Raw genomic sequence first — 23,924 nt, forward strand, 5'->3', positions numbered from 1 at the left:
AACTTTCAGACTAAAATTTATTCTCCGTAAGAAGCTGCAATAAATTCTTCGTAAGTAACCTCTTTAGTTGTTGGGTTAGCTTTTTCTTTGAAGATATCTAACATTTTAGCTGCTACAACTTGCTCAGAAAGTCTTTTCACTTCGTCTTGGTTAGATAAAACTCTAGCCACGATTCCTTGAACTTCTTCGTCAGTTGGGTTTGTTTGACCAAATTGAGCCATTTGCTGTCTGATTGCGTTCGATGTAAACTCTTTCAAGTCATCAAATGTAATTTGAATATTGCTTTGAGCTAAAGCTTTTCCTTCGATTAATTGGAAACGTAAACCTTTTTCAGATCTTGCGTATTCAACTTCAGCTTCTTCTGCAGAAAGTTTTTTCTCTCCAACAGTTTGTAGCCATTTTTTAAGGAATTCAGCTGGCAAATCGAATTTTGTGTTTTCGATCAAGAAATCCTGAACATCTAATAATAATTTTTGGTCTGCTTGCTGAGCGAATTGAGATTCAGCATCTTCTTTAATTTTAGCTTTTAAATCTTCTAAAGAAGCTACTTTTCCTTCACCAAAAAGTTTATCAAATAATTCTTGGTTTAATTCAGCTGGCTCAGAACCATTGATTGCGCTGATAGTAAAGTCTACTTCAACATCTAAACCGTGAACACCTTCGTGACCAACTTTTAAGTAATCCATTAATTGGTGATCGTCTTCAAATAAACCTTTTGTGCTTACTGTAACAACATCTCCAACTTTCTTACCTGTGAATTGTTTTTGAGCTTTTTTGCTGAATGCATCTACAGCAATTGTAGTTGTATTGTTGATTCCGTTTGCTTCGTTTGAAAAAGTTCCAGTTAAATCAGATTTAGCATCAGAAACTTCTTGAGGAACTGCTTTTCCAAATTGTTTTTGGATACGCTCAACTTGTCCATCGATTAATTTATCGTCAGCAGTAACGATATATTTTACGATATTATTTTTAGCTTCAAGATCAATTTCAAAATTTGGCACTAAACCAATTTCGTATTCGAAAGTTAATTCTTCAGCATCCCAGTTAAAATCTTCGTTTACTTTAGCAAGAGGAGTTCCTAAAAGATTTAATCTTTCAGATTGAATATAACGCTCTAAAGCCAAATCAACTACTTTTTTGATCTCTTCTTGCTTAATAGCTTTTCCGTATTGTTTTTCAACAAGATCTTTAGGCACTGCCCCTTTTCTAAATCCTTTTACTTGCGCTAAAGGCATTTTTTCGTTAATTCTTTTTGCTACTTGACCTTTATAATCCATATGAACAACGTTCATAACGATTGTCTCGTTTACAGCGTCTATTGCTACTCTTTTAATATCCATCTTCTTCTTTAATTTACATAATAAAATTGGGTTGCAAAATTATAAAATTTTTGCAACCCAACCAAGTTTTTAATCTATTGTATTTGAAGCAGTTTTAATCTGCTACATTTGTTTTATTTATCATCTCCAAGTATTTTATAAGTAATAGATTGAAGTATAGACAAAATAATACTGAATAGCAATGCTGTCCAAAATGAATTTACTGCAAAACCGCCCACAATATTAGTGCACAGCAAAATAATTATCGCGTTGATTACCAGTAAAAACAAACCTAAAGTAACAAAAGTAACCGGCAAGGTTAAAATCACTAAAATTGGTTTTATAAAAACGTTCAGCAATCCTAAAACTACTGCAACAATTACAGCCGTACCAAAACTAGCAACATGAACCCCAGTCAAAATATTAGATAATAATAAAACCAAGGCAGCAGTAACAAGGAGTCTAAGTAATAATTTCATAGTTATTCTGGTTTAAAATTTATTTAAAAGTACTAATTTTTTTATCAAAAATAACTACTCTTTTAAAAACGTAGCGGTCAATTCGAAAAACATTTTCGGATTTTCTGCATGAAGCCAATGCCCTGCATTTGGAATGGTTTCTAATTTTAGATTTGGAAAATGCTTGCGAATTCCATCAAGATCAGCATCTTGAATATAGCCAGAATTTCCGCCTCTAATAAATAATGTTGGCTTATCAAAAACTAAATGTTCTGGCAGAGGTTTTCCAATTGCATCAAGATTATTATTAAAAGCTTCAAGATTAAATCTAAAAGCCAATTGTCCAGGTTCCTTCCAGTATAAGTTTTTTAGCAAAAACTGACGTGTTCCAAAATCTGGAACGTATTGAGATACTATTTCTTCTACATCATTTCGGCTTGGTTTTACCGAAAAATCGACAGCATTTAATCCTGCCAAAATCTCCTGATGATGTTGTTTGTAGAATCTCGGGCCAATATCTGCCACAATTAATTTGTCTACAATCTCTGGATGCGTAGTTGCAAAAAGCATTGCTACTTTCCCTCCCATTGAATGTCCGAGAATATCAATTCGTGTTAGATTATTTGCCTGACAATATTCATAAACATCTTGAACCATGGCTTCATAACTCCATTCATCTGAATGAAAACTGCGTCCATGATTTCTTAAATCTAAAATATGAACCTGAAATCCTGCTTCTACATATTGTCCTGCTAAAGTTTTCCAATTGTCAGACATCCCGAGAAATCCGTGCATAATGACAAGTGGTTTTCCTTCGCCTTCTATTTTTGAGTATAACATTTACTTTTTAGTTTTACTTTGAAAAATTATTTCAACTTATTCAGATACATATTTACCGTATTATCCAATCCAAGGTAAAGTGCCTCTGAAATCAAGGCATGTCCAATAGAAACTTCCAATAAACCTGGAATATTCTGTTTGAAAAACTTGATATTATTTAAACTTAAATCGTGTCCAGCATTGATTCCTAAACCTAATTCGTTTGCCAATTCTGCAGCTTTAGTGTACGGCTCTATTCCTTTTTCGTTTCCTAAACTATATTGATGTGCAAAAGATTCAGTGTACAATTCAATTCTGTCTGTTCCTGTTTTTTTTGCTCCTTCAATCATTTCTAAAATCGGATCAACAAAAATCGATGTTCTGATTCCATTTTTTTGAAACTCTTGGATAACCTCAGTTAAATATTCTTGATTTTTAATCGTATCCCAACCTGCAGAAGAAGTTATTGCTCCAATTGCATCTGGAACTAATGTAACCTGATCTGGTTTGCATTCTAAAACCAAATCAATAAAATTATGCTGTGGATTTCCTTCAATATTATATTCTGTGGTAACAACCGCTTTCAAATCGCGCGCATCCTGATAACGAATATGACGCTCGTCTGGACGAGGATGAATTGTAATTCCCTGCCCTCCAAATCGCTGAATATCTGCAGCTACTTTTAATAAATCTGGAACATTTCCGCCACGGGCATTTCGAAGCGTTGCTATTTTATTGATATTTACACTTAATTTTGTCATATAAATAGATATTAATTCTAGTAACATTATATTTGTTACGACAAAAATACAAAGTAAAACAGAGCGGTTTTCGGTATTTTTTGATTATTTTGCATCAAATATCTTCAATTGATTTATGACAGAAATTACAAACTATATCACAAACGATTTCAGAGCGATTGACAGTCAGGAAGCGATAGCCTCGATTCAGGACTTTTTTATCGATGTAAATTTTTCTCATTTTCCTATTTTAGAAGATGGTGTCTTTATTGGAAACATCTCTTCTGATGATGTTGAAACATTTGACACTGAAAAAAAAGCAATAGATTACAAATATACTTTAGAACGTTTTTTTGCGAGAAAATCAATGATTTGGCTTGATGTTCTAGAAGTTTTCGCTAAAAACCATACAAATCTTCTCCCAATTCTTGATGAGAATAATAATTACGTAGGTTATTATGAAATGGAAGACATCATGAAATTTTTTCAAGAAACTCCATTTTTAAAAGAACCTGGTGCTATTATTATTGTACAAAAAGGTCTTTTAGATTATTCTATGAGCGAAGTGACCCAAATTGTAGAAAGCAATAATGGAAAAGTTTTAGGATGTTTTGTTTCTGAAGCTGATACAGAAAATGTTCAAATTACAGTAAAAATTGGTTTAGGAGCAATCAATGAAATCATTCAGACCTATAGAAGATATGGATATGAAATTATTTCAGAACATCAGGAAGACAACTATATTAACAGTCTAAAAGAGCGATCAGATTATTTAGACAAATATCTCAACATATAAATTACGAATGTGCCAATGAGAGAATTAGTTAATTAGATAATTTTCGCATTTCCAAATTATCTAATTGACACATTGACAAATTATCTAATTTACAACGAATGAAAATAGCCATTTACGGACAATATTATCAGAATAGTACCGAACCTATTATAAAAGACATTTTCAATTTCTTCAATGCCAACAATGTCGAAATGGTAATTGAAGAAAATTTCTTGAACATGCTTTACGAAAAACAGCTTGTAAAAAAAGATTACAAAACTTTTTCTCCGAGTACTGCTTTAGACAATAGCTTCGAAATGCTAATAAGTATTGGAGGTGACGGTACGATTCTTAGAGCCGCTGCATTTGTTCGAAATTCCGGCGTTCCTTTATTAGGAATTAATGCTGGAAGATTAGGTTTCTTGGCTAAAGTTCAGAAAGAAAACATTGATATTTTACTTCAATATGTTATTAGCCAAAATTATACAACTTCTGAAAGAACCTTATTAGGCTTAACTTGCGAACCTTATAACAAAGCTTTTGAGGAACTTAATTTTGCGATGAACGAAGTTACTGTAAGTAGGAAAGATACCACTTCGATGATTACTGTAGAAACGTATCTAAATAATGAATATCTAAATTCTTATTGGGCTGATGGTTTAATCATTTCAACACCAACGGGTTCGACAGGATATTCTTTAAGTTGCGGTGGACCAATTTTAACACCAGATGTCAAAAGTTTAGTTATTACGCCAATTGCACCACATAATTTAACCGCCAGACCCCTTGTTATTCCAGACGACACAGAAATTACATTGCGCGTATCAGGAAGAGAAGACCAATATTTGATTTCTTTAGACTCAAGAACTTCTTCTGTAAAAAATGAGTCTATATTAAAAATTAAAAAAACAGATTACAAAATTAAAATGGTCGAAATACCAGGCGAAACTTTCTTAAAGACCTTAAGAAACAAACTGCTATGGGGAGAAGATAAAAGAAATTAAACTCTTTTCTGATTCTTCACTATACGATAATACCACATTTTCTCGTTCTGCATGTAGTGAATCATCATTAAATGGCTCAAAATCATAACGTAAATTGAAAAAAAAGCACATTTAACTAAAGGAACTTTGATTCGTATTGATAATTATTATATTTGCACGCAATTTTGAATTAAATGAAGAAAATTTTTAATTTATTGTTATGTTTTTTCCCCCTTATTACACTGAATGCTCAAATCAATGAGATTGGTGTCTTTTTTGGCGGAAGTAACTTTGTAGGCGATGTTGGAAAAACAACTTACATCTCCCCAGAAAAACCAGCTTTTGGCGTTCTTTACAAGTGGAATAGAAGTCCGAGGCATGCTTGGAGATTTTCTTACACGCAATCAAACGTTAGCGGAAATGATTTTAAATCAGATGAAACAGGAAGAAACCAAAGAGGCTACCGTTTTGACAATGACATTAAAGAATTTTCTGCTGGATTAGAATTCAATTTTTTTGATTTTAATCTGCATGATTACCACACTAAGGTAACTCCTTATGTCTTTACTGGTTTAAATTACTTTATTTTTGACAACTTGTACAGATATATTTCAAACCCAAACGTAATATACACTCAAAAAAACCGTAGTTCTGTAGCAATACCACTTATATTAGGTATAAAATCAAATATCTCACCTCGTTTTGTTTTAGGAGCCGAAGTTGGAGCACGTTATACATTTACAGATAATATTGACGGAAGTAATCCTAATACAAGCAATACACAAATCCTAAAATTTGGAAATTTAAATAATAATGACTGGTATGTTTTCTCAGGTCTTACTTTAACGTATACCTTTGGACAGAAACCTTGCTATTGCCCAGAATAAAATGAATTTAATAGAATCAATAGATCACAAAAACTTACCTAAACACCTTGCCATTATCATGGACGGCAACGGACGCTGGGCAAAACAACAAGGCTTCCTGCGTGCATTTGGCCATGAAAATGGAACCAAATCTGTAAAAGAAATAATCAAAACCTCGGCTAAACTTGGAATTGAGTATTTAACTTTATACGCTTTTTCTACAGAAAACTGGAATCGTCCTAAACTGGAGGTGCAGGCATTAATGAAAATATTGATTAATTCATTAAAAAAAGAACTTGTAACCCTTGAAGAAAACAATATCAGACTTAATGCAATTGGAAATCTTGATAAATTACCAAAAACAGCCCAAAAAGAACTTTTGGATGTTATGGAAAAAACCAAAAACAATACTCGTTTAACTCTTACCCTCGCTTTAAGTTATGGCTCCAGAGAGGAATTGGTAAATGCCGTAAAGGCAATTAGTGATAAAGTTAAAAATAATATAATTTCAATAGACACTATTGACGATTCAATTATAAATGAGCATCTTTACACGCAAAATTTACCAGACGTAGATTTATTAATACGAACAAGTGGAGAACATAGAATAAGTAATTTTTTGCTGTGGCAGATTGCCTATGCAGAATTGTATTTTACTAATGTCTTGTGGCCAGACTTTAAAGACCAAGATTTATATGAGGCTATTATTAGTTATCAAAAAAGAGAACGTAGATTTGGAAAAACCAGTGAACAAATTAAATAATTTTTTAGTGTTGCAAAAAAAAATACAAATAGTCTTTACCCTTTTACTATTGGGTAGTTTTTCACAAATTAAAGCACAAGAAAGAGTTCCTTTTGATCAAGGGAAAAAATATATTCTAGCTAAAGTTTCTGTTGTTGGTAAAATAAGCTTCAATGAACAAACGGTTGTAACCTTTTCAGGGCTTCAGAAAGGACAGGAAATTACAGTTCCTGGAGAAGAAATCAGTAGCGCAATTAAAAAATTAGGAAAACTGGGACTTTTTGATGAGATCGCTTTCTATGTTAATAAAGTAGAAAACGACAGTATCTATTTAGACTTAGATATCGTCGAACTTCCTAAATTAAACGAGGTTAAAATTGTTGGTGTCAAGAAAAGCAAAGTTGAAGCCTTAATTAAGGATAACAACTTGACAAAGAATAAAATTGTCAATGAAAACTTAATTACTACGACTAAGAATTACATCGAAAATAAATACAAAAAAGAAGGTTTTTATAACACTAAAGTTACAATCACCAATACTCCTGATACTATAAACGGGCATCAAGTTAATATGCTTGTCAGGATAGACAAGGGAGACAAAGTAAAAATCAGTAGCATTGACTTCACTGGAAACAAACAACTCACAGACACTCAGTTGCGAGGTGCAATGAAAGATACAAAACAGAAAAACTTCATTCGCGTATTTAAAGCATCTAAATTTATTCCAGAAAAATATAAAACTGATTTAGAAAAAGTAATCGCAGCCTATAAAGAAAAAGGATACCGCGACGCTCGTATTATTTATGATTCTGTACAATATAATAAGAAGAAAAATACACTTGCCATTAAAATTGATGTAGAAGAAGGAAACAAATATTACTTCGGAAACATTAAATTCTTAGGTAATACAGTTTACTCAGATCAGCTTTTAAGCCGTTATTTGGGAATCAAGAAAGGAGAAACTTATAACGGAGTTTTACTTGAAAAAAGAATTGCCGATAAGAGTAAACCTGATGCAGAAGATATTACTAACTTATACCAAAACAACGGTTATTTATTCTCTAACATTAATGCTGTAGAGGTAAAAACAGTTAATGACACAATCGATTTTGAGATTAGAGTTACAGAAGGTCCTATAGCTTATTTCAATAAAATTACAGTTGTTGGAAACGACAAAACAAACGACCATGTTATCTACCGTGAGTTAAGAACAAAACCAGGTGAAAAATATAGCAAAGAGCAATTAGTTAGAACGATTCGTGAAATTGGACAATTAGGTTTCTTTGATCCTGAGGCAATCGATCCTAAATTTAAAAATGTTGATGCTGGAGCAGGAACAGTTGATATTGAATACAATGTAGTAGAAAAAGGATCTAGCCAGGTTGAGCTTCAAGGAGGTTACGGTGGTGGTGGTTTCATTGGGACATTGGGACTTTCGTTTAACAACTTCTCGGCACGTAAAATATTTGATAAAGAAGCTTATAAGCCTTTACCAATGGGAGATGGACAAAAAGTTGCGCTTCGTCTTCAAGGAAGTACTTATTTCCAAACTTATAGCTTATCATTCTCAGAACCATGGTTTGGAGGAAAGAAACCTGTGCAGTTTAGTTCATCTATTTCATACAGTAAGCAATTTCTTAACAATTACATCACTCGAACAGTTGATAAAAGCAAAAGTTTTAATATTTTTACAGTCCAAGTTGGTTTAGCAAAAAGATTAACTGTGCCTGATGACTACTTTGTATTATCACAATCTGTAAGTTATCAGCACTATGACTTGAACAATTATAACACAGGTTTGTTTACGTTTGGTAATGGTGCATCAAGAAACTTAGCGTATACTATCGGACTTTCAAGAAGTAATAAAGGGGTAAACCCAATATTCCCGATGTATGGTTCTGAATTTAGTATTTCTGCAAAAGTTACACCTCCATATTCATTATTTAATGGAATTGATTATGGTGATTTACATAACCAAAAAGATTATAAAACACAATATACAGGAACATCTGGAAGTGGTGTAGATGGAAAACCACTTAACAATGGTGACTATGTAAAAACAGAGACTGTAAACGGACAAACTGGTTATGTAAGTGTTGGATCTGATTATTCAAGTGCCGATACAGACATAGCAAAAGTCGATCAGAAAAAATACAACTGGTTAGAGTACTATAAAATTAAATTTAAAGGAGACTGGTATACTAAGGTTTATGGAAAATTAGTATTGAGAACCTTAACAGAGTTTGGTTTCTTAGGAGCTTACAACCAAGAAAGAGGTGTAATTCCGTTTGAGCGTTTTTACTTAGGAGGTGATGGTATGGCTAACTACTCTATGGATGGTAGAGAGACAATTCAGTTGAGAGGTTATCCAAACAACTCTTTGACTCCTGTAAATGCAAATGGTGATGCAATTGGAGCAACGATTTATAACAAATTCTCTATGGAATTACGTTACCCAATTACATTAAAAGCGTCGGCATCTATTTTTGCTTTAACGTTCTTAGAAGCAGGTTCATCTTATCCAACGTTCAAAGATTACAACCCATTTGATTTAAATCGTTCTGCTGGTGCTGGTTTACGTGTATTCATGCCTGCATTTGGATTATTGGGTATTGACTTTGGTTACGGATTTGACGCTCTTCCAGGACAAACAAAAGCTAATGGATGGGAAACACACTTTATTATTGGACAACAATTTTAGTGAAATAACGTTTGGTTAAAAATCATCAAATAAAGTTATGTTATGAGAAAACAATTTTTATTTATATTTTTAGCCTTGATTGTAGCAAATACAAGTCAGGCACAAGGTAAGACTACTCGAATTGGCTACATCGACATGGAATATATTTTAGAAAATGTTTCCGATTATAAAGAAGCTAAATCACAATTAGAGCAAAAAGCTCAAAAGTGGAAACAAGAAGTTGAGGCCAAAAAATTAAATATAAATAATTTGAAAGAAAGCTTAAAAACAGAAAAAGCTTTACTTACAAAGGAATTAATAGAAGAAAGAGAAACAGAAATTAAGTTTCTTGAACAAGAAATGATGGATTATCAGCAGAAACAATTTGGTTCTGATGGAAATCTAATGAGACAGAAAGCAGCTTTAGCAAAACCTATACAAGATCAGGTTTTTACTGCTGTGCAAGATATAGCAGAAGCAAAAAATTATGATTTTGTTTTTGATAAATCATCAGATCTTACCATGCTTTTCAGCAATAAAAGATTTGATATCAGCGATCAGGTTTTAAGAATTTTAAACCGTACTGAAAAACGTGAGCAGTTAAGTAAAAAACAACTGAAAGAACAGGAAGCTAAAGAAAACATTGAGAACGCAATTGATGAAAATCCAGCAATGGCCGATCGTCAAAAAGCACTAGATGAAAAAAGAGCTGCTAGAGAAAAACTGATCCAAGACCGAAAGCTAGAGCAAGATGCTAAGAGGAAAGAATATGAAGACAGAAGAAAAGCTCTACAAGAAGAAAGAGATGCTAAAAAAAATGGCACGGTTTCTGGAACAGCCTCACCAGCAACAGTAGCTCCTGATGCTGCTAAAACTAGCTCGACTGCTAAAACTGCAGCGCCAACATCAACTGGAGAAACTCCAGCTACTGAGCAGCCGGCAATGACGAAAGCAGAGGAAAGACAATTACTTTACGAACAGCGTAAAAAAGAATTGGAAGAAAGAAGAAAGAAAATTTTAGAAGAAAGAGAAGCGGCTAAAAAAGCAAAAGAAGCCGAAACACAAAAAACAAATACGACCAATAATTAATTAATATTTTAAAAATGATGAAACAAATCAAAACTTTACTAATTGCTGCAATTCTTATTTTAGGAGCAAGTAACACAATGAACGCGCAAGCGAAGGTAGCTCATGTTGATGTAAGCGAGATCATGTCTAAAATGCCTGCTATGCTAGATGCTCAAAATCAACTGCAAAAATTAAGTGGTACATATGATGCTGAATACAAAAAAATGGTTGACGAATATCAAGTAAAAATTAAAAAGTACGAGGCTGAAGCTGCAACTGTAACAGATGCTGTAAACGGTGAACGTTCTAAAGAAGTTCAAGATATGCAAAAGAGAATTGTTGATTACAGAGACAATGCTCAAAAAGAATTACAACAAAAAGAAACAGATATCGTAAAACCATTAATGGAAAAAGTTAGAGCTTCTATCCAAAAAGTTGGAAAAGCTAAAGGTTTCCAATACGTTTTAGACGGTTCTACTTTATTATTAGCTGATGGTCCAAACATCACTGCTGATGTTAAAAAAGATTTAGGATTCTAAGAAATTAAATCTCATAATTTAAACTGCTCAATTGATATAATTTGAGCAGTTTTTTTTTACAAAAAATTAAAGCTAATCTTTGGTATTATTTCAAGATTTCACTTAACTTAGAATATCGAATTTTTATTAAAAAATAGTAAATTTGCTTTATGACAAACAATAATCCTATAGGCGTTTTTGATTCTGGTATTGGCGGAACTTCCATTTGGAGCGCCATCCATGACCTTCTTCCCAATGAAAAAACCATTTATCTGGCTGACAGTAAAAATGCGCCATATGGTCAAAGAAGCAAAGATGAAATTGTTGCATTAAGCAAAAAAAATGTAGAGTTTTTACTAGAGAATAATTGCAAACTAATTGTTGTTGCCTGCAATACTGCAACCACAAATGCTATAGTAGAACTTCGTGCAGATTATGATATTCCGTTTGTTGGAATTGAACCTGCCATTAAACCTGCCGCAAACAATTCCCAAACTCAGGTTATTGGGATTCTAGCTACAAAAGGAACGCTAAACAGTGAGTTATTTAATAAAACTGCCGAGATGTTTCATAACACTAAAATCATAGAGCAGGTTGGTCACGGACTTGTACAGCTGATTGAAGATGGCAATTTGCACTCACCAGAAATGACACAATTGTTAGAGTCATATCTTCAGCCGATGATTGAAGCTAATATTGACTACTTGGTATTAGGATGCAGCCACTACCCTTATCTAATTCCTCAGATAAAAAAAATTCTCCCAGATCATATTAAAATAATAGACTCAGGAGAAGCTGTTGCGCGCCAAACTAAAAATCTACTTAAAGACAAAGTTGGCTTTTCTGAAAGTACAGATATTGACCCCGTATTTTATGTCAATTCTGACCCAAAAGTTTTAGAGTCAATTTTAGAATATAAATATCCGGTAATCAAAAAAGACTTTTAAAGCATTATTCAAACTTTCGCTTGACGAACCAAATTCCGTCCAACGATAGATTAAGTGATATTTTGTGGTAGTTTTCTTTTATTAGATCATTTGCAATTCTGCCTTTCTGTCCGTAAGAATAAGAAATATTAAGTGATGAAAATGTGTTTTCGATTGGAAGATTTAGTCCAACAGAAATAGATGCGCTATTAACACGTTGTCTATCAATTTCCAGATAGCCATTATCAAAGTTTACACCTGCAGCATACCCCACTCTATCCCAATATTTCCTAACATTCTTTTTAGCACTATAGGTAACCCCTAATGCAAAACGATCTTGATTTACAAATTCACCATAAAGATCGGATTGGTTTGTATTACTCCAGAAGCTTTTTTCATAATCTAAAGTCACACTCAAATTATTTTTAAATCGTTTACTTGCTCCAAAACCAATTTCTAGTGGCATATAATAATCATCTGTATCTGAAGCTTTATTGGTTTCTATAGAAGATTCTACTTCATCTGCAATACTTGTTACAGATTGTACTTTGGAAGCATTTATTCTTGTTGGAACTTTAAACGTTGTTCCAATTGTAAATGTAGAATCTATTTTAAACTGGGCTCCTAATGTTGCACGAACGCCTCTATAATCTGTTTGCTTATGAACGGTAGTAATCGCATTTGAAATCAAAAAGGCACGATCGTCAACGGTGTTCCCAAAAAGTACCGTTCCAGTTGCCCCTACTGTTATTTTTTTTCCAAATCGATATCCGTATGAAAAATCTAGATTATTTAAACCTCCAGATCCTTGTGCCGTAACGTAATAATATTCCTGACTATCGGCAATTGGAAGTTTTAAATTTGAGATTTTAAATACCGAACTTGAATATGGGCGAAGCGCCAAACTAAAGCCAGAATTTTTTGTGACTGGAAAAGCAAAAGCCAAATGAGAAAACTGAAAATTATTTCGCTTTTCTGTACGATTACTGCCCTGATATGTTGTCGCAATCGCTTTTCCTCCAATATCAAAAAGAAAATGATTCTGATACATGAATCCTAAAGAAGCTGGATTTAAATTATTAATAAAGGTATCTGAAGGCAAAGCAATTCCAGAGCCACCAATTGAAGGCAGATAACCAAAATCTGAATCATACAGACTTCCTAAGCCATAAAGCGAATATGGAGAACTTGAAATACTTTGAGAAAACGAAGTCAGCGACATTAAAAGGAAGCAGCTCCATAAAACAATTTTATTTTTCATTTAATAAGAGATGTAATAAATTTTCAGCTGAATTTTATTGTTGAAATGTTTTTGATCACCCAGAACGATTCTGTTTACAGATTGTGCAATTCCAGGCAATGTCAAAATAAGCGACGATCTTGAATCAGATTGTTTTAGCATTTCCTTTTGAAGAAAGGCTCCGACCGAAATTGAATATGCGACATTTTCGTTAAATTCATCACTGCTTTTACTCAGCTTTCCATAAACCGAAGCGCCAGCGGCATTGACAAGAGTTCCGCTTATTCTATTTAAATTATCTCCCACATAAACAGTTAGCGAATCAGCTAAAGGATATTTTTCTGAATAAGTATTATTAACTGGTTTAAGAATTAATTCTGCATCTACAATTGCGCCGTTTGCCGAAATATTCTTAAACTGTTTTATATTTGGAAAATCGACTCGACAAGCAACACCTGTTCCAGATTGGATAAATCCTTGGTTGTTGACTAGTGTACTTGATAATGTGCCAGTAGATATGGGGAGATTTTGCAGGATCGTTCCTGTTTTGTCGAGCGAAATAGAATTAAACTGTTTAGAAGTGTCTAAAATCGAAAAATCGATTATATATGGAGTTTCACTATCTGTCTGATACTTCGAATAATACAACCTAACCTTACTTTTCGAAACACTAAATCCGATAACATTGGAGGAACTTGAATTTTCTGGAACCAATACAAATCCTTTGAGATATTCTGTAAAACTGTCAAAATCTGTAACTTCTCTTTTCTTTATTTTTTGAAAAAGAGCTTCTCCAAATTCTTTACTCATTTGAATATTGATAGAATCTTTTTCCTTGGGTCTTGGTTTAAATGATATCGTACCCAAACTTTCCGAGCTGTAAGTCAGTGTCGAATTATTATAGAAATTATTATCCTCTTTATTTGGCTTAACTTTTTGAGTCAATCTGTGAATATTAAACGTCTGAACTTTTGTAGTATCTCCATAAAAATACCTATCATACTTAAGAATCATAGAAATAGAATCAAAAACATAATTTGTAGATTCGGTATCTGATCCAATACTGTTTAATGCATAAATATCTGTAGAAAGCTGAAAATAGCTATCCGATTTTACTTTTCCAAAAATGGGATCATCATAATTTCCGATCAGGATTCTACCTCGGTTAGAAGTTGCCAATGAATCAAAATTAATCGTTGACATATTGACTGTAACCGTATCAATCAAAATCACTTTATTGCTCAAAGCCAAATAATCGGACCCAACAGTAAATTCTCCAGTATCAGTATCTGTACCACATGAAAATAAGGTTAGTACAAAAAGCAGCATCAATATAAACTTGCGCATAATTTAATTTTTGGGCAAATATAAATTGTGCTCCTTGGCAACACACTATAACATATACTACCGCGCTTTTTTAAGCTACAGACTGTACAAAACAATCTATAATCTAAATTCTATTCTAAAATTTTAATTCGACCTTAAAAACAACGATTTTGTCTATCAAAACACGTCATATATATATCTTCTTTTTTTTAAGAGCGTCATCCGTCTAATTTTGAGCCAATAAAATAAATAATGAAAGTAAGGTTTTTAGTTTGTTCTCTTTTTTTGATTTCATTTTTAGGTGTAAAAGCTCAGGAGAATTTTAGCGATGCTATAAATTTTAAAACCGAGCCGACAGAAAAGATAAATTTTAATGAAACAAACATTGCTATTTTTTATCAGAAAAAATTAGGCGCAAAAAGCAAAATAGCAAACACGCTAGAATATTCTAATTTGAAGGTGAATTACGAATTAAATCCCTATAACTTTTATGCAGATGAGGAGAAATTCAACCAAGTTCAAAACAAATTTGAGTATTTATCTGAAATAGGAGAAAAAACAAAATGGAGGCTTTCTATAATTCCAACAGCAAATTTTCAGAGCAAACTAGATTTTTCAGCTATTACTGTTTTAGGAAATTTAGAAATAAGCCAACGACTAAGTTCAAAAGCAAATGTAATAGTTGGAGCTGGACGAACCTCTATTTTCGGAGCTCCGAAAATTACACCGATTGTTGCTTTTGATTATAAAATGAATGAGAAAATCGATTTTAGAATCGGATTTCCAGATTCGAAAATTTCTTATTCAAATAATGATCGAAACAAATTTAGTCTGACGAATAGTTTTAATGGAAACTTTTACCATTTAGACGAAACGGCCGATGCAGATAACAAAGCCACAAAAGCAGTTTTATCGCAAATGACTTCGGCATTAGAATATGAAAGAAATGTTGCAGGCAATTGGTTTTTAAATTTTAAAGCAGGTTACGATTTCAATAAAAAATACAATTTACTAGACAACAGTGACCATAAAATATACGACTATAATACCGGAAATGGTTACGTTTTAGGAATAGGGATCAAATACAAACAATAAATTTTAAATACACTATGATTAATCTAAAAAAAGGAATTTTATTCACAGCGCTTTTTTCGAGCCTCTTTTTTATAAGCTGCAGCAATGATAATGATGACGATGATTTGGTAGGAAACTGGATTAAAAAATCAGCCTTTGATGGCCCTGCAAGATCTAGTGCCACAAGTTTTGTTATCGGAGATTACGCATATGTAGTAGGCGGATATACAGGCGATGTTTATTTGAAAGATTTGTGGGTTTACAATTCAACTGGAGATTATTGGGAACAGAAAGCTGATTTTGGCGGTGTTGGAAGAAGTTCTGCTTCTAGTTTTGCATTAAACGACAAAGGCTATGTAGGTCTTGGTTATGACGGAACAAACAAACTGAAAGATTTTTATCAATATGACCCGTCTGCAAATAGCTGGACACAAAAAACAGATTTTGCTGGAACAGCGCGTTATGCTGCCGTAGGTTTTCAGGTTGGCGGTAAAGCCTATTTTGGAACAGGTTATGACGGAAATTATTTGAAAGATTTTTATCAGTATGATGACCAAGCAAATACTTGGACTCTAGTTAATGGTTTTAGCGGAAATAAAAGACGTAACGCGACTGTTTTTACAATTGCAGACAAAGCGTACTTGGTGACTGGTGTAAACAATGGTGTATATCAGGAAGATTTCTGGGAATTTGATCCAGCAACAGATGTTTGGACAAGAAAACGTGATATCGATAAAGATACAGACGACGATTACAGCTACAACGATGATTATGCTATTGTACGTTCTAATGCATCAAGCTTTTCTATGAATGGTTTAGGGTATGTTGTAGGAGGCGAAAACGTAAAAACAGTTTGGGAATACAACCCGACAACCGACTTATGGACAGAAAGAACCCCAATGGAGGGTGCTACAAGAACCGATGCAGTTGGTTTTGCCATCAATAATCGTGGATTCTATATGTTAGGAAGAATTGGCTCTACTTACTTTGATGATGCTTGGGAATTTAAGCCATTAGACACGCAAAGCGATGATGATAACTAATATTAAAAAAGTCTTCTGGAGCACTATCCAGAAGATTTTAATCGTTTTTGCACTTCTTTTACTTTTTACTGCTTGCACAAAAAAAGAAGCTTTAACAACAGCTTCTTTTAAAACAAATTCGGGATGGGGTTACACAATAGCTTACAAAGAAAAGATTTTAATTAAACAGTCAGTTATTCCCGTAATAAGCAACACTAAAAGCTTTGAAACAGAAAACGATGCTCTAAAAGTTGCTGATCTTGTAAAGCAGAAACTCAAAGAAAACTTATCTCCTACGGTAACCAAAAATGAATTAATTTTATTAAAAATAAAATTGTAAATGCAGATCGATACCATTAAAAATACAGGCTACAACAAAATACTATTTCATTTTATGATATGGATTTTCTTTATTTTGACTTCTCTAATTCAATTTTACGAAAGTCCATTTAAACTCGACAACGATTTTTATGCCCAATGGCTTTCTGGAATTTTATTGTTTTATCTGAACTATTTTTATTTGGTTCCAAATTATCTATTGCAAAAAAAATATTGGATCTATGGCACATTTGCTATTGGTCTAATTGTCCTATTTATGGCAATAAGGCTAAACTATTTTATTCCTGAATTTAGACATTTAAGGCCCGAAAAAATGATGCATTCTGAAACCATTATTCGTGACCCCCATTTTTTTCCGAAAGGCGACAGAATGCATCACAGAATAGAAATGAGACAGCCGTTTTTTTTTAAAATTGCCCCTTCATTTTTCTACATCCTAATTATTACGGTTTCTGCAATTATTAGAACATTAACTGAATTTTATAACAATCAGCAAAACAAACTGATTGCCGAAACACATCGAACAAATACCGAATTGATCTATTTGCGCAAACAAACCAATCCGCATTTTTTATTTAATTCCTTAAATAGTATTTATTCGCTGGCACACAAAAAATCTGATTTGGTCCCTGATGCCATCGTAACCTTGTCTGAGCTTATGCGCTATATGCTCTACGAGACAGACAACAAAACGGTGGCTTTAGAAAAAGAGGTCAATTATATCCAGAATTATATTGAATTGCAAAAACTGCGATTAAACAATATCGAAGACATTGTAATCAACGTTCATGGCGACACTAAAAACAAGTTTATTGAACCTTTACTGTTGATTTCTTTTGTTGAAAATGCCTTTAAATATGGAACTGATTATAAAGGCGCCGCTCACGTAAAAATCAAGATTCTTATAACAGATCATAATCTTGACTTTTGGATCGAAAATACAATTGAAAACTATGTAAAAGATCCTGAAAATTCAGGAATTGGGTTGGTAAACATTCAAAGCCGCCTTGACCTTCTTTATCCAAACGCACACGAACTGACCATTACTCAAGATAATGAATATTACCGAGTTCATTTAAATTTAAAGTTAGACGAAATTAAAACCGCAATACATTAAAAAAGAACGATTATGGACAGAAAGAAATTCATCCGAAATGGTATTTTGGGCATTGCATCATTGGCAACTGCTTCAAAATTTTTAGAATCTTGTTCTAAAAGCGATAATGACGAAACTGGTACAAGCAATTCTGGAGACGGAAGCTGTACTGTTTCTCCAGCTGAAACAAAAGGTCCGTTCCCGATTAAAACGCCAAGTCAACTGGTTTTAGAAAACATTAAATCTGACCGTGTTGGAATTGCGCTATTGATTAATTTAAAAATTGAAAATAAAAAGAATAATTGCGAACCTCTTTCTGGAGTTTTAGTAGATGTCTGGCATTGTGATAAAGACGGAAACTATTCTGAATATGGAGGCACGCAAATGCAGCAGACCGATTATACTTCTGTTCATTTCTTGAGGGGTAGACAGACTTCAAACACAAACGGAGAAGTTTCTTTTATCTCCATTTATCCAGGCTGGTACCAAGGAAGAGCTCCTCATGTGCATGTTGAAGTTTTATCGAGTGCGGGAACTTCTTTACTTGTAACTCAAATTGCATTTCCAGAAACTATTTCGAGTCAGGTTTACTCCAGTACCAATTATGTGGCACACGGACAAGCAGATACTGCAAATGCAAAAGACAATGTATTTGCCGACAGCTTATCTGAGGAACTGGCTACAATGACTGGTAACTTAACAGATGGTTATACGCTTACAAAAATAATAACCGTTAACGCATAATTTTGATTTGTAAAAACCAGTATTTTATGAAAATTTTAAAACTTAATTTACTGGTTTCAAACTACTTTTGACTGCAAAATAAATTTTAAAAAACTAATTCCGAAAAGATGAAATGTGTAATTATTGATGACGAACCTTTGGCTGTAGAACTTTTACAGGATTTTGTCAAAAAAGTTGATACTCTTGAGTTGGTGAGCACTTTCAACAATGCTATTGATGCCGTTTCATTTATCAACCAAAATAATGTTGATTTGGTTTTTCTGGATATTCAGATGCCTCATTTTTCAGGAATTGATTTTTTAAATACCATAGAAAAAAAACCTCTAGTAATTTTTACAACGGCTTATTCTGATTATGCCGTAGAAGGGTTTAATCTTGGTGCAGTAGATTATTTAGTAAAACCAATTCCGTTTCATAGATTTCTTAAAGCAGTGGTTAGAGCACAGCAGGTTTTACAGCCTGTAACAACTCAAACACTTGCCGAAAACAACAATACTCCAGAAATTGAACAGGATTTTATGTTTGTTCGAGCTGAATATGAAAATGTAAAATTGAATTTTGCTGATATTCTTTTTATTGAAGGCCTTAAAGATTATGTCAAAATTTACACTACAGACAATAAATTTACGCTGACGCTAATCAGTTTAATCAAACTTGAAAATTTACTTTCGAGCAAAGGTTTTGCTAGAATTCACAGGTCGTATATTATCAATATCAAGCATGTTAAATCGATTCAGAAAAACAAGGTTTTAATAAGCGATAAAAGAGTTCCAATCAGCGAAAGCTATAAAAATACTTTCTTCGAAAAAATCAACCTTTAGTTCATGAAATTCCAAAACAGAAAATTCCAAATTCCAAAACTTAACCTTTGGAATTTGGAACTTTCTGTTTTGGAACTTTTATATTTTTATTTTTCTTCTTTGAACCAACTCGAGTACATCACATAATTATTAGATATACGTCCAATTTCGCCAGCAAAATCAGATTGGTCAATATCTTTCACCTTTTTTGCCGGAACACCAGCATAAATACTTCCTGAAGTTACAACCGTATTTTGAGTTACTACGGCACCCGCAGCAATTATGGCATTGCTTTCTACTACGCAATTATCCATTACAATTGCTCCCATTCCGATTAAAACGTTATCATGAATCGTGCATCCGTGCACAATTGCATTATGACCTATTGAAACGTTATTTCCTATAATCGTAGGGTGTTTTTGATACGTACAATGAATTACTGCACCATCCTGAATGTTTACTTTGTTTCCGATTTTTATAAAATGAACATCTCCTCTCACAACAGCATTAAACCAAACACTGCAAGATTCTCCAAAAGTAACATCTCCAACAATAGTAGCATTTTCGGCCACATAACAATCCTCTGGAATAAGAGGCGATTTTCCGTTTACAGATTTAATCAGCATAAAAATAAATTTTAATTAATTGCAGGACAATTACAATCGTAACGTTCTTTTTTACAGAACAAGTTAATTCCCAACGTAATTTGATGATAACCGCCTGTATCAAACTTTACATCGCCTACGACTTGAGTGTAAGTATAAGCAAACATAAAGTTCTTGAAATTAACCCCAACAATAGGAGTAAAATATTGTAGTTTTTGAGAAGAAACACTAGTTCCCGATAAATAATTTGTCCCCTCAAAACCTCTTCGATAAGACAAAGCCGCCCATAGACTTCCAAAATCCATGTTTTTATAAGCTTTCATATTCAAGTCAATTGTTTTTTCTTTTGTCTTATCAAATAACTGAAAAAGGATAGAAGGTTCCCATGTCCAATTATCATTCTTTCCAAATACGTAACCCGCACTAAATAAAAACTTTCTTAGATTGTTTTTTTCATAATCTGAATAAAGATCTCTTCTGCTTTCTATTAAACCTTGAACAGTAGCATGAGCATAAAAATCCATGAAATTATATGAAGCTCCAACATCCATTGTAAAATAAGTATCGTTAAGTACCGAATTTGTAATCAAAGGATCAAGCGTAGGACCAAATTTAGTTTCATCCAGCTGATTTTGCATTATTCCGCCACTTATACCAAAAGACAACTGATTTAAGTCTATCTCATCTCTCGAAAACATAATATGATGTGCATAGGTTGCTTTTAAGCCTTTTTGAGAATGATATCCATTTTTATCGTTAAAAAGAATAACACCAGCTCCCGAACGTTCGCCTATTCTTCCGTTAAAACTTAGTGTCTGCAAAGATGGTGCATCGTCTTGGCCAAACCATTGTTTTCGGGCAGTTAATCTAATTTTGGCACAGTTTGCCGCACCAGCCATCGAGGGGTGAATAAGATAATAATTATCAGACAAATAATCTGAATAAACAGGAATTCCCTCTTGGGAATAGGAATGAAAAGCAGTAATGAGAAAAATTAATAAAACCTTGATTTTTAATTTCATAAAGACAATATTGTTTCTATATAATTTTCACTCTTGCAATTTAACACGATTTATTTGAAAAGAGTCTTAATTATTTTATTAAAAAATCAAATATAGCCATTAGTAGAAAATAACTTTAGTAAATTTGCGAAAAATATATTACCATGACTAAAATCACTATAAAAGAAACCCAAAATCCAACTATTTTAAAGTTTGAATTTGAGGATTTCATTACTCAAAACCAGAACTTTGAGTTTAAAAATATTGACGAAGCACAAGCTTCTCCTCTAGCTCAGCAATTATTCTATTTACCGTTTGTTAAAACAGTTTATATTTCAGGAAACTTTATCGCTATCGAAAGATATAGTATTGTAGATTGGGATGATGTAAAAGATGCTGTTGCTGAACAAATCAGTGCTTTTGTTGATAAAGGTGGCGTTATCATTAAAATTGATGAAACAAAACCAAAAAAACAGCCTATTACAGTTTACGGAGAAACAACTCCAAATCCTTCTGCATTAAAATTTGTAGTAAGCAGAATGCTTACTCGTAATGCCGTAGAATACAAAAATATTGACCAGACAGCTTCTTCTCCATTAGCTCAGGAATTATTCAAATTCCCTTATGTGAAAGAAATTTTTATTGATGAAAATTATATTTCGGTTACAAAATATGAGATCAATAACTGGGATGAAATTACTTTAGAATTAAGAACTTTCATTAAACAATTTATAGAAAACGGAGGAACTGTTTTAGACGAAAGTTTAATTGAAACTAAAGCCAAAACAGAAGCAACAAAAGATGAGGCTTTTGATAAACTAGATGTTACATCACAACAAATTATAAACATCTTAGAAGAATACGTAAAACCAGCAGTAGCTGCCGATGGTGGAAACATTGCTTTTGAATCTTACAATGAAGATGATAAAACGGTAAAAGTATTATTGCAAGGTGCTTGCAGCGGTTGCCCTTCATCTACATTTACTTTAAAAAGCGGTATCGAAAATATGTTGAAAAGCATGCTAAACGATGATGCTATTAAAGTAGAAGCATCAAATGCGTAATTTAATTTGACAAAATTATTATACAAAGCGTCTCATTGAGGCGCTTTTTTTTGCATTTTTCAAGAACATTTTTGGGTTCCTCCTATTTAAAAAAGAGCGGTTCTATATTATCGTCATCATCTTTTATTATTAGATTAACAAAATCCACAACGTGTCTTTGATCATCAAGATAAAATGTACTGTTAGCAATTTCCTGAATATCTTTCATTGGCAATGTCGTTACTGTCAAATTATTATTTAAGACATACTGATCCCTATAATTCTTAAATTGTATTATTTCATTTTCACCAATTGTAAGTTTTAAATTTTTATTGTTTGACATAAAATTACCAAAAGAATCTGTATACGTTACCAATATTTCATCTCCAAACATCACAGTTCTATTAAATATAATTTTTGCTTCTGTTCGCATATTTATAACTATATAGCACTCAAATTTTCTTTCAAAAGGTAATATAATCTGAATGCCGTCTAATATTTTTTCAAAATACATAATCTTTGTTTATTTTATTAATTATCCTTAATCGTGGCGAGTAATTTCTGCAATACTATACAAGCCTAAAAAACAAACTACATCTGATTCTTCAAATCATTACTTTTATCTAATGTGAACAATCGCAAAAGGACCTTTTCGAATTTAATTTTTCTTTTGCGTTTTGATTATAAAACTGTCACTTAAGAACTAATAAGACCCCTCATACATAACCGATCCCTTATAAATACGAACACTGTCAACTTCTACACGTTCGTGGTTTAAAAACAATTCTAATTTTTGGTTGTCTTTACTTATTTTTACCTCAAATTCCTGCTTATCATCTTTTTTAAAATTTTTGAACTTTTCAAATATTACTTTTTCATTTAGAAAAATATTGCCTCGAAAACGTTCATCGGGACTGGTTTCCCAATCGAGTTCTAGAATTTGTGGCAAAGCACGATTGTCATAAGTAGTGGCAGGCAGCGATGGCATAAAAATAATATCCTGTTCACCGTTGTAATTGGTAAAACAATATTGAAACAAACGCAAAGCAGGATTTTCGTTCTCCATTTTTATCCTAAAGGTGTAGCGCTGGCGGTACATATCCCATTTTGCACAGGAAGCATTGGGTAAAAAATCTCTTTCTGCTACTTCTTTACGGTTCATAGACCAGTTTCTAAAAAGCTGTTCCTCCAGTTTCTTGTCATCTTTTATAACTTCTGCCTGATAACGGCCAAGCTCAATCCTCATAACTCCGTACTGTTTCCATACCACTACCATGCCCTGTGGGGCAAAACCAAATATCAAACCTGAAAGTTTTTCATTAACATAATCATTATAGCGACGGGTAGTGTCCATTGCTTTTTTCATTTCTTCTACAGGAAACTGCGCTTTTAAATGATAAAATTTATCCTCATAACCGGCATAATAAATTACATCTGCCCCTACTGGAGTGCCATGCTGCGAAGTCCATGCTGAACTTGTAGATCCCCAGCTTCCTGATGACCCGCCAAAGGGCAGGCTGGCAGGTTCTCCCTCAAGTATAAGGATATCTCCCCTTACAAATTCTACTCGATAGATATTTTCATTATCTTTATGTTTTTGCCTAGGCTGGCAGGTGTAACTTTGCCATTCGTATCTATTTCTCATTTGACAGCTAACGTTTAGTGTAATGATTAAAAAAATCAAAACCTTGTTTAATTTATCCATTTTGTATTTATTTTGTACGCTTTAATAAGAAACTA

Annotated in this window: 25 protein-coding genes; 15 read left to right on the plus strand and 10 right to left on the minus strand. The window is 33.0% G+C overall.

The window, feature by feature from the left end; translation table 11 throughout:
* Positions 1-17: 17 nt before the first annotated feature.
* The 4 genes from LPB248_RS07565 to LPB248_RS07580 all read right to left on the minus strand — a co-directional run bounded on the left by LPB248_RS07565 (position 18) and on the right by LPB248_RS07580 (position 3,357).
* A complete protein-coding gene (locus LPB248_RS07565) occupies positions 18-1,340 on the minus strand; it encodes a trigger factor (protein ID WP_177210894.1) in 1,323 nt (440 codons plus the stop codon).
* Positions 1,341-1,453: 113 nt separating this feature from the next.
* Positions 1,454-1,798: a phage holin family protein gene (locus tag LPB248_RS07570; RefSeq protein ID WP_177210895.1), complete on the minus strand. Its 345-nt coding sequence runs from the start codon at positions 1,796-1,798 to the stop codon at positions 1,454-1,456.
* A gap of 54 nt (positions 1,799-1,852) precedes the next feature.
* Positions 1,853-2,617, minus strand: a complete 765-nt coding sequence (locus tag LPB248_RS07575; RefSeq protein ID WP_177210896.1) for an alpha/beta fold hydrolase — start codon at positions 2,615-2,617, stop codon at positions 1,853-1,855.
* 26 nt (positions 2,618-2,643) lie between these two features.
* The gene (locus LPB248_RS07580; protein ID WP_177210897.1) at positions 2,644-3,357 is read right to left on the minus strand and encodes a pyridoxine 5'-phosphate synthase; all 714 of its coding nucleotides are present in this window, start codon (positions 3,355-3,357) and stop codon (positions 2,644-2,646) included.
* 115 nt (positions 3,358-3,472) lie between these two features.
* Between LPB248_RS07580 and LPB248_RS07585 the strand changes: the two genes are divergently transcribed.
* The 8 genes from LPB248_RS07585 to murI all read left to right on the plus strand — a co-directional run bounded on the left by LPB248_RS07585 (position 3,473) and on the right by murI (position 11,915).
* Entirely contained in the window at positions 3,473-4,132 is a 660-nt protein-coding gene (locus tag LPB248_RS07585) for a CBS domain-containing protein (protein ID WP_177210898.1), read from the plus strand.
* A gap of 98 nt (positions 4,133-4,230) precedes the next feature.
* On the plus strand, positions 4,231-5,115 hold the full coding sequence (locus tag LPB248_RS07590; protein WP_177210899.1) for an NAD kinase: 885 nt from the start codon (positions 4,231-4,233) through the stop codon (positions 5,113-5,115).
* 173 nt (positions 5,116-5,288) lie between these two features.
* Positions 5,289-5,981 (plus strand): DUF6089 family protein, encoded by a 693-nt coding sequence (locus LPB248_RS07595; protein WP_177210900.1) that lies wholly within the window; start codon positions 5,289-5,291, stop codon positions 5,979-5,981.
* 1 nt (position 5,982) lies between these two features.
* Positions 5,983-6,723: an isoprenyl transferase gene (locus LPB248_RS07600; protein ID WP_177210901.1), complete on the plus strand. Its 741-nt coding sequence runs from the start codon at positions 5,983-5,985 to the stop codon at positions 6,721-6,723.
* Positions 6,656-9,403, plus strand: a complete 2,748-nt coding sequence (locus tag LPB248_RS07605; RefSeq protein WP_177210902.1) for an outer membrane protein assembly factor — start codon at positions 6,656-6,658, stop codon at positions 9,401-9,403. The genes LPB248_RS07600 and LPB248_RS07605 overlap by 68 nt, the downstream gene beginning before the upstream one ends.
* A gap of 42 nt (positions 9,404-9,445) precedes the next feature.
* On the plus strand, positions 9,446-10,471 hold the full coding sequence (locus LPB248_RS07610; protein WP_177210903.1) for an OmpH family outer membrane protein: 1,026 nt from the start codon (positions 9,446-9,448) through the stop codon (positions 10,469-10,471).
* A gap of 14 nt (positions 10,472-10,485) precedes the next feature.
* A complete protein-coding gene (locus LPB248_RS07615; protein WP_170830271.1) occupies positions 10,486-10,989 on the plus strand; it encodes an OmpH family outer membrane protein in 504 nt (167 codons plus the stop codon).
* Positions 10,990-11,138: 149 nt separating this feature from the next.
* Positions 11,139-11,915 carry a glutamate racemase gene (gene murI, locus LPB248_RS07620; RefSeq protein ID WP_177210904.1) on the plus strand — a complete coding sequence of 259 codons (777 nt, stop codon included), beginning with the start codon at positions 11,139-11,141 and terminating at the stop codon, positions 11,913-11,915.
* Positions 11,916-11,919: 4 nt separating this feature from the next.
* Here the strand turns inward: murI and LPB248_RS07625 are convergent, their stop codons facing one another.
* Entirely contained in the window at positions 11,920-13,155 is a 1,236-nt protein-coding gene (locus LPB248_RS07625) for an aromatic hydrocarbon degradation protein (protein ID WP_177210905.1), read from the minus strand.
* Positions 13,156-14,481, minus strand: coding sequence for a DUF4270 family protein (locus LPB248_RS07630; RefSeq protein WP_177210906.1), 1,326 nt, complete (start codon positions 14,479-14,481; stop codon positions 13,156-13,158).
* Between the two features lie 231 nt (positions 14,482-14,712).
* Between LPB248_RS07630 and LPB248_RS07635 the strand changes: the two genes are divergently transcribed.
* The 6 genes from LPB248_RS07635 to LPB248_RS07660 all read left to right on the plus strand — a co-directional run bounded on the left by LPB248_RS07635 (position 14,713) and on the right by LPB248_RS07660 (position 19,556).
* Positions 14,713-15,555 (plus strand): DUF6268 family outer membrane beta-barrel protein, encoded by an 843-nt coding sequence (locus LPB248_RS07635; protein ID WP_177210907.1) that lies wholly within the window; start codon positions 14,713-14,715, stop codon positions 15,553-15,555.
* 14 nt (positions 15,556-15,569) lie between these two features.
* Positions 15,570-16,577: a Kelch repeat-containing protein gene (locus LPB248_RS07640; protein WP_177210908.1), complete on the plus strand. Its 1,008-nt coding sequence runs from the start codon at positions 15,570-15,572 to the stop codon at positions 16,575-16,577.
* Positions 16,564-16,896 (plus strand): DUF4907 domain-containing protein, encoded by a 333-nt coding sequence (locus LPB248_RS07645; protein WP_177210909.1) that lies wholly within the window; start codon positions 16,564-16,566, stop codon positions 16,894-16,896. Before LPB248_RS07640 ends, LPB248_RS07645 begins: the two co-directional genes overlap by 14 nt.
* Complete coding sequence (locus LPB248_RS07650) at positions 16,897-18,012, plus strand: sensor histidine kinase (protein WP_177210910.1); 1,116 nt, start codon at positions 16,897-16,899, stop codon at positions 18,010-18,012. It begins immediately after the preceding gene.
* 12 nt (positions 18,013-18,024) lie between these two features.
* Complete coding sequence (locus LPB248_RS07655; protein ID WP_177210911.1) at positions 18,025-18,735, plus strand: intradiol ring-cleavage dioxygenase; 711 nt, start codon at positions 18,025-18,027, stop codon at positions 18,733-18,735.
* A gap of 107 nt (positions 18,736-18,842) precedes the next feature.
* A complete protein-coding gene (locus LPB248_RS07660) occupies positions 18,843-19,556 on the plus strand; it encodes a LytR/AlgR family response regulator transcription factor (RefSeq protein WP_177210912.1) in 714 nt (237 codons plus the stop codon).
* A gap of 86 nt (positions 19,557-19,642) precedes the next feature.
* Here the strand turns inward: LPB248_RS07660 and LPB248_RS07665 are convergent, their stop codons facing one another.
* Together LPB248_RS07665 and LPB248_RS07670 are read right to left on the minus strand one after the other, a co-directional pair.
* Positions 19,643-20,161: a gamma carbonic anhydrase family protein gene (locus tag LPB248_RS07665; RefSeq protein ID WP_111422435.1), complete on the minus strand. Its 519-nt coding sequence runs from the start codon at positions 20,159-20,161 to the stop codon at positions 19,643-19,645.
* A gap of 11 nt (positions 20,162-20,172) precedes the next feature.
* Positions 20,173-21,162 (minus strand): type IX secretion system membrane protein PorP/SprF, encoded by a 990-nt coding sequence (locus LPB248_RS07670; protein ID WP_177210913.1) that lies wholly within the window; start codon positions 21,160-21,162, stop codon positions 20,173-20,175.
* 143 nt (positions 21,163-21,305) lie between these two features.
* Here LPB248_RS07670 and LPB248_RS07675 point away from each other — a divergent pair, with 143 nt between their 5' ends.
* Positions 21,306-22,205 carry a NifU family protein gene (locus LPB248_RS07675; RefSeq protein WP_111376655.1) on the plus strand — a complete coding sequence of 300 codons (900 nt, stop codon included), beginning with the start codon at positions 21,306-21,308 and terminating at the stop codon, positions 22,203-22,205.
* 82 nt (positions 22,206-22,287) lie between these two features.
* Here LPB248_RS07675 and LPB248_RS07680 read toward each other — a convergent pair whose 3' ends face one another.
* Both LPB248_RS07680 and LPB248_RS07685 read right to left on the minus strand, forming a co-directional pair.
* Positions 22,288-22,698, minus strand: a complete 411-nt coding sequence (locus LPB248_RS07680; protein WP_177210914.1) for a hypothetical protein — start codon at positions 22,696-22,698, stop codon at positions 22,288-22,290.
* A gap of 189 nt (positions 22,699-22,887) precedes the next feature.
* The gene (locus tag LPB248_RS07685; RefSeq protein ID WP_255463045.1) at positions 22,888-23,829 is read right to left on the minus strand and encodes a DUF2931 family protein; all 942 of its coding nucleotides are present in this window, start codon (positions 23,827-23,829) and stop codon (positions 22,888-22,890) included.
* Between the last annotated feature and the right edge of the window lie 95 nt (positions 23,830-23,924).

Origin of the sequence: Flavobacterium sp. LPB0248 (assembly GCF_013388355.1) — a bacterium.
Classification (GTDB): Bacteria; Bacteroidota; Bacteroidia; order Flavobacteriales; family Flavobacteriaceae; genus Flavobacterium.

What these genes read in the sequence shown, in the direction of transcription:
- LPB248_RS07565 (WP_177210894.1), bottom strand. Translation starts at nt 1,340, where the DNA reads ATGGATATTAAAAGAGTAGCAATAGACGCTGTAAACGAGACAATCGTT.
- LPB248_RS07570 (WP_177210895.1), bottom strand. Translation starts at nt 1,798, where the DNA reads ATGAAATTATTACTTAGACTCCTTGTTACTGCTGCCTTGGTTTTATTA.
- LPB248_RS07575 (WP_177210896.1), bottom strand. Translation starts at nt 2,617, where the DNA reads ATGTTATACTCAAAAATAGAAGGCGAAGGAAAACCACTTGTCATTATG.
- LPB248_RS07580 (WP_177210897.1), bottom strand. Translation starts at nt 3,357, where the DNA reads ATGACAAAATTAAGTGTAAATATCAATAAAATAGCAACGCTTCGAAAT.
- LPB248_RS07585 (WP_177210898.1), top strand. Translation starts at nt 3,473, where the DNA reads ATGACAGAAATTACAAACTATATCACAAACGATTTCAGAGCGATTGAC.
- LPB248_RS07590 (WP_177210899.1), top strand. Translation starts at nt 4,231, where the DNA reads ATGAAAATAGCCATTTACGGACAATATTATCAGAATAGTACCGAACCT.
- LPB248_RS07595 (WP_177210900.1), top strand. Translation starts at nt 5,289, where the DNA reads ATGAAGAAAATTTTTAATTTATTGTTATGTTTTTTCCCCCTTATTACA.
- LPB248_RS07600 (WP_177210901.1), top strand. Translation starts at nt 5,983, where the DNA reads ATGAATTTAATAGAATCAATAGATCACAAAAACTTACCTAAACACCTT.
- LPB248_RS07605 (WP_177210902.1), top strand. Translation starts at nt 6,656, where the DNA reads ATGAGGCTATTATTAGTTATCAAAAAAGAGAACGTAGATTTGGAAAAA.
- LPB248_RS07610 (WP_177210903.1), top strand. Translation starts at nt 9,446, where the DNA reads ATGAGAAAACAATTTTTATTTATATTTTTAGCCTTGATTGTAGCAAAT.
- LPB248_RS07615 (WP_170830271.1), top strand. Translation starts at nt 10,486, where the DNA reads ATGATGAAACAAATCAAAACTTTACTAATTGCTGCAATTCTTATTTTA.
- murI (WP_177210904.1), top strand. Translation starts at nt 11,139, where the DNA reads ATGACAAACAATAATCCTATAGGCGTTTTTGATTCTGGTATTGGCGGA.
- LPB248_RS07625 (WP_177210905.1), bottom strand. Translation starts at nt 13,155, where the DNA reads ATGAAAAATAAAATTGTTTTATGGAGCTGCTTCCTTTTAATGTCGCTG.
- LPB248_RS07630 (WP_177210906.1), bottom strand. Translation starts at nt 14,481, where the DNA reads ATGCGCAAGTTTATATTGATGCTGCTTTTTGTACTAACCTTATTTTCA.
- LPB248_RS07635 (WP_177210907.1), top strand. Translation starts at nt 14,713, where the DNA reads ATGAAAGTAAGGTTTTTAGTTTGTTCTCTTTTTTTGATTTCATTTTTA.
- LPB248_RS07640 (WP_177210908.1), top strand. Translation starts at nt 15,570, where the DNA reads ATGATTAATCTAAAAAAAGGAATTTTATTCACAGCGCTTTTTTCGAGC.
- LPB248_RS07645 (WP_177210909.1), top strand. Translation starts at nt 16,564, where the DNA reads ATGATGATAACTAATATTAAAAAAGTCTTCTGGAGCACTATCCAGAAG.
- LPB248_RS07650 (WP_177210910.1), top strand. Translation starts at nt 16,897, where the DNA reads ATGCAGATCGATACCATTAAAAATACAGGCTACAACAAAATACTATTT.
- LPB248_RS07655 (WP_177210911.1), top strand. Translation starts at nt 18,025, where the DNA reads ATGGACAGAAAGAAATTCATCCGAAATGGTATTTTGGGCATTGCATCA.
- LPB248_RS07660 (WP_177210912.1), top strand. Translation starts at nt 18,843, where the DNA reads ATGAAATGTGTAATTATTGATGACGAACCTTTGGCTGTAGAACTTTTA.
- LPB248_RS07665 (WP_111422435.1), bottom strand. Translation starts at nt 20,161, where the DNA reads ATGCTGATTAAATCTGTAAACGGAAAATCGCCTCTTATTCCAGAGGAT.
- LPB248_RS07670 (WP_177210913.1), bottom strand. Translation starts at nt 21,162, where the DNA reads ATGAAATTAAAAATCAAGGTTTTATTAATTTTTCTCATTACTGCTTTT.
- LPB248_RS07675 (WP_111376655.1), top strand. Translation starts at nt 21,306, where the DNA reads ATGACTAAAATCACTATAAAAGAAACCCAAAATCCAACTATTTTAAAG.
- LPB248_RS07680 (WP_177210914.1), bottom strand. Translation starts at nt 22,698, where the DNA reads ATGTATTTTGAAAAAATATTAGACGGCATTCAGATTATATTACCTTTT.
- LPB248_RS07685 (WP_255463045.1), bottom strand. Translation starts at nt 23,829, where the DNA reads ATGAGAAATAGATACGAATGGCAAAGTTACACCTGCCAGCCTAGGCAA.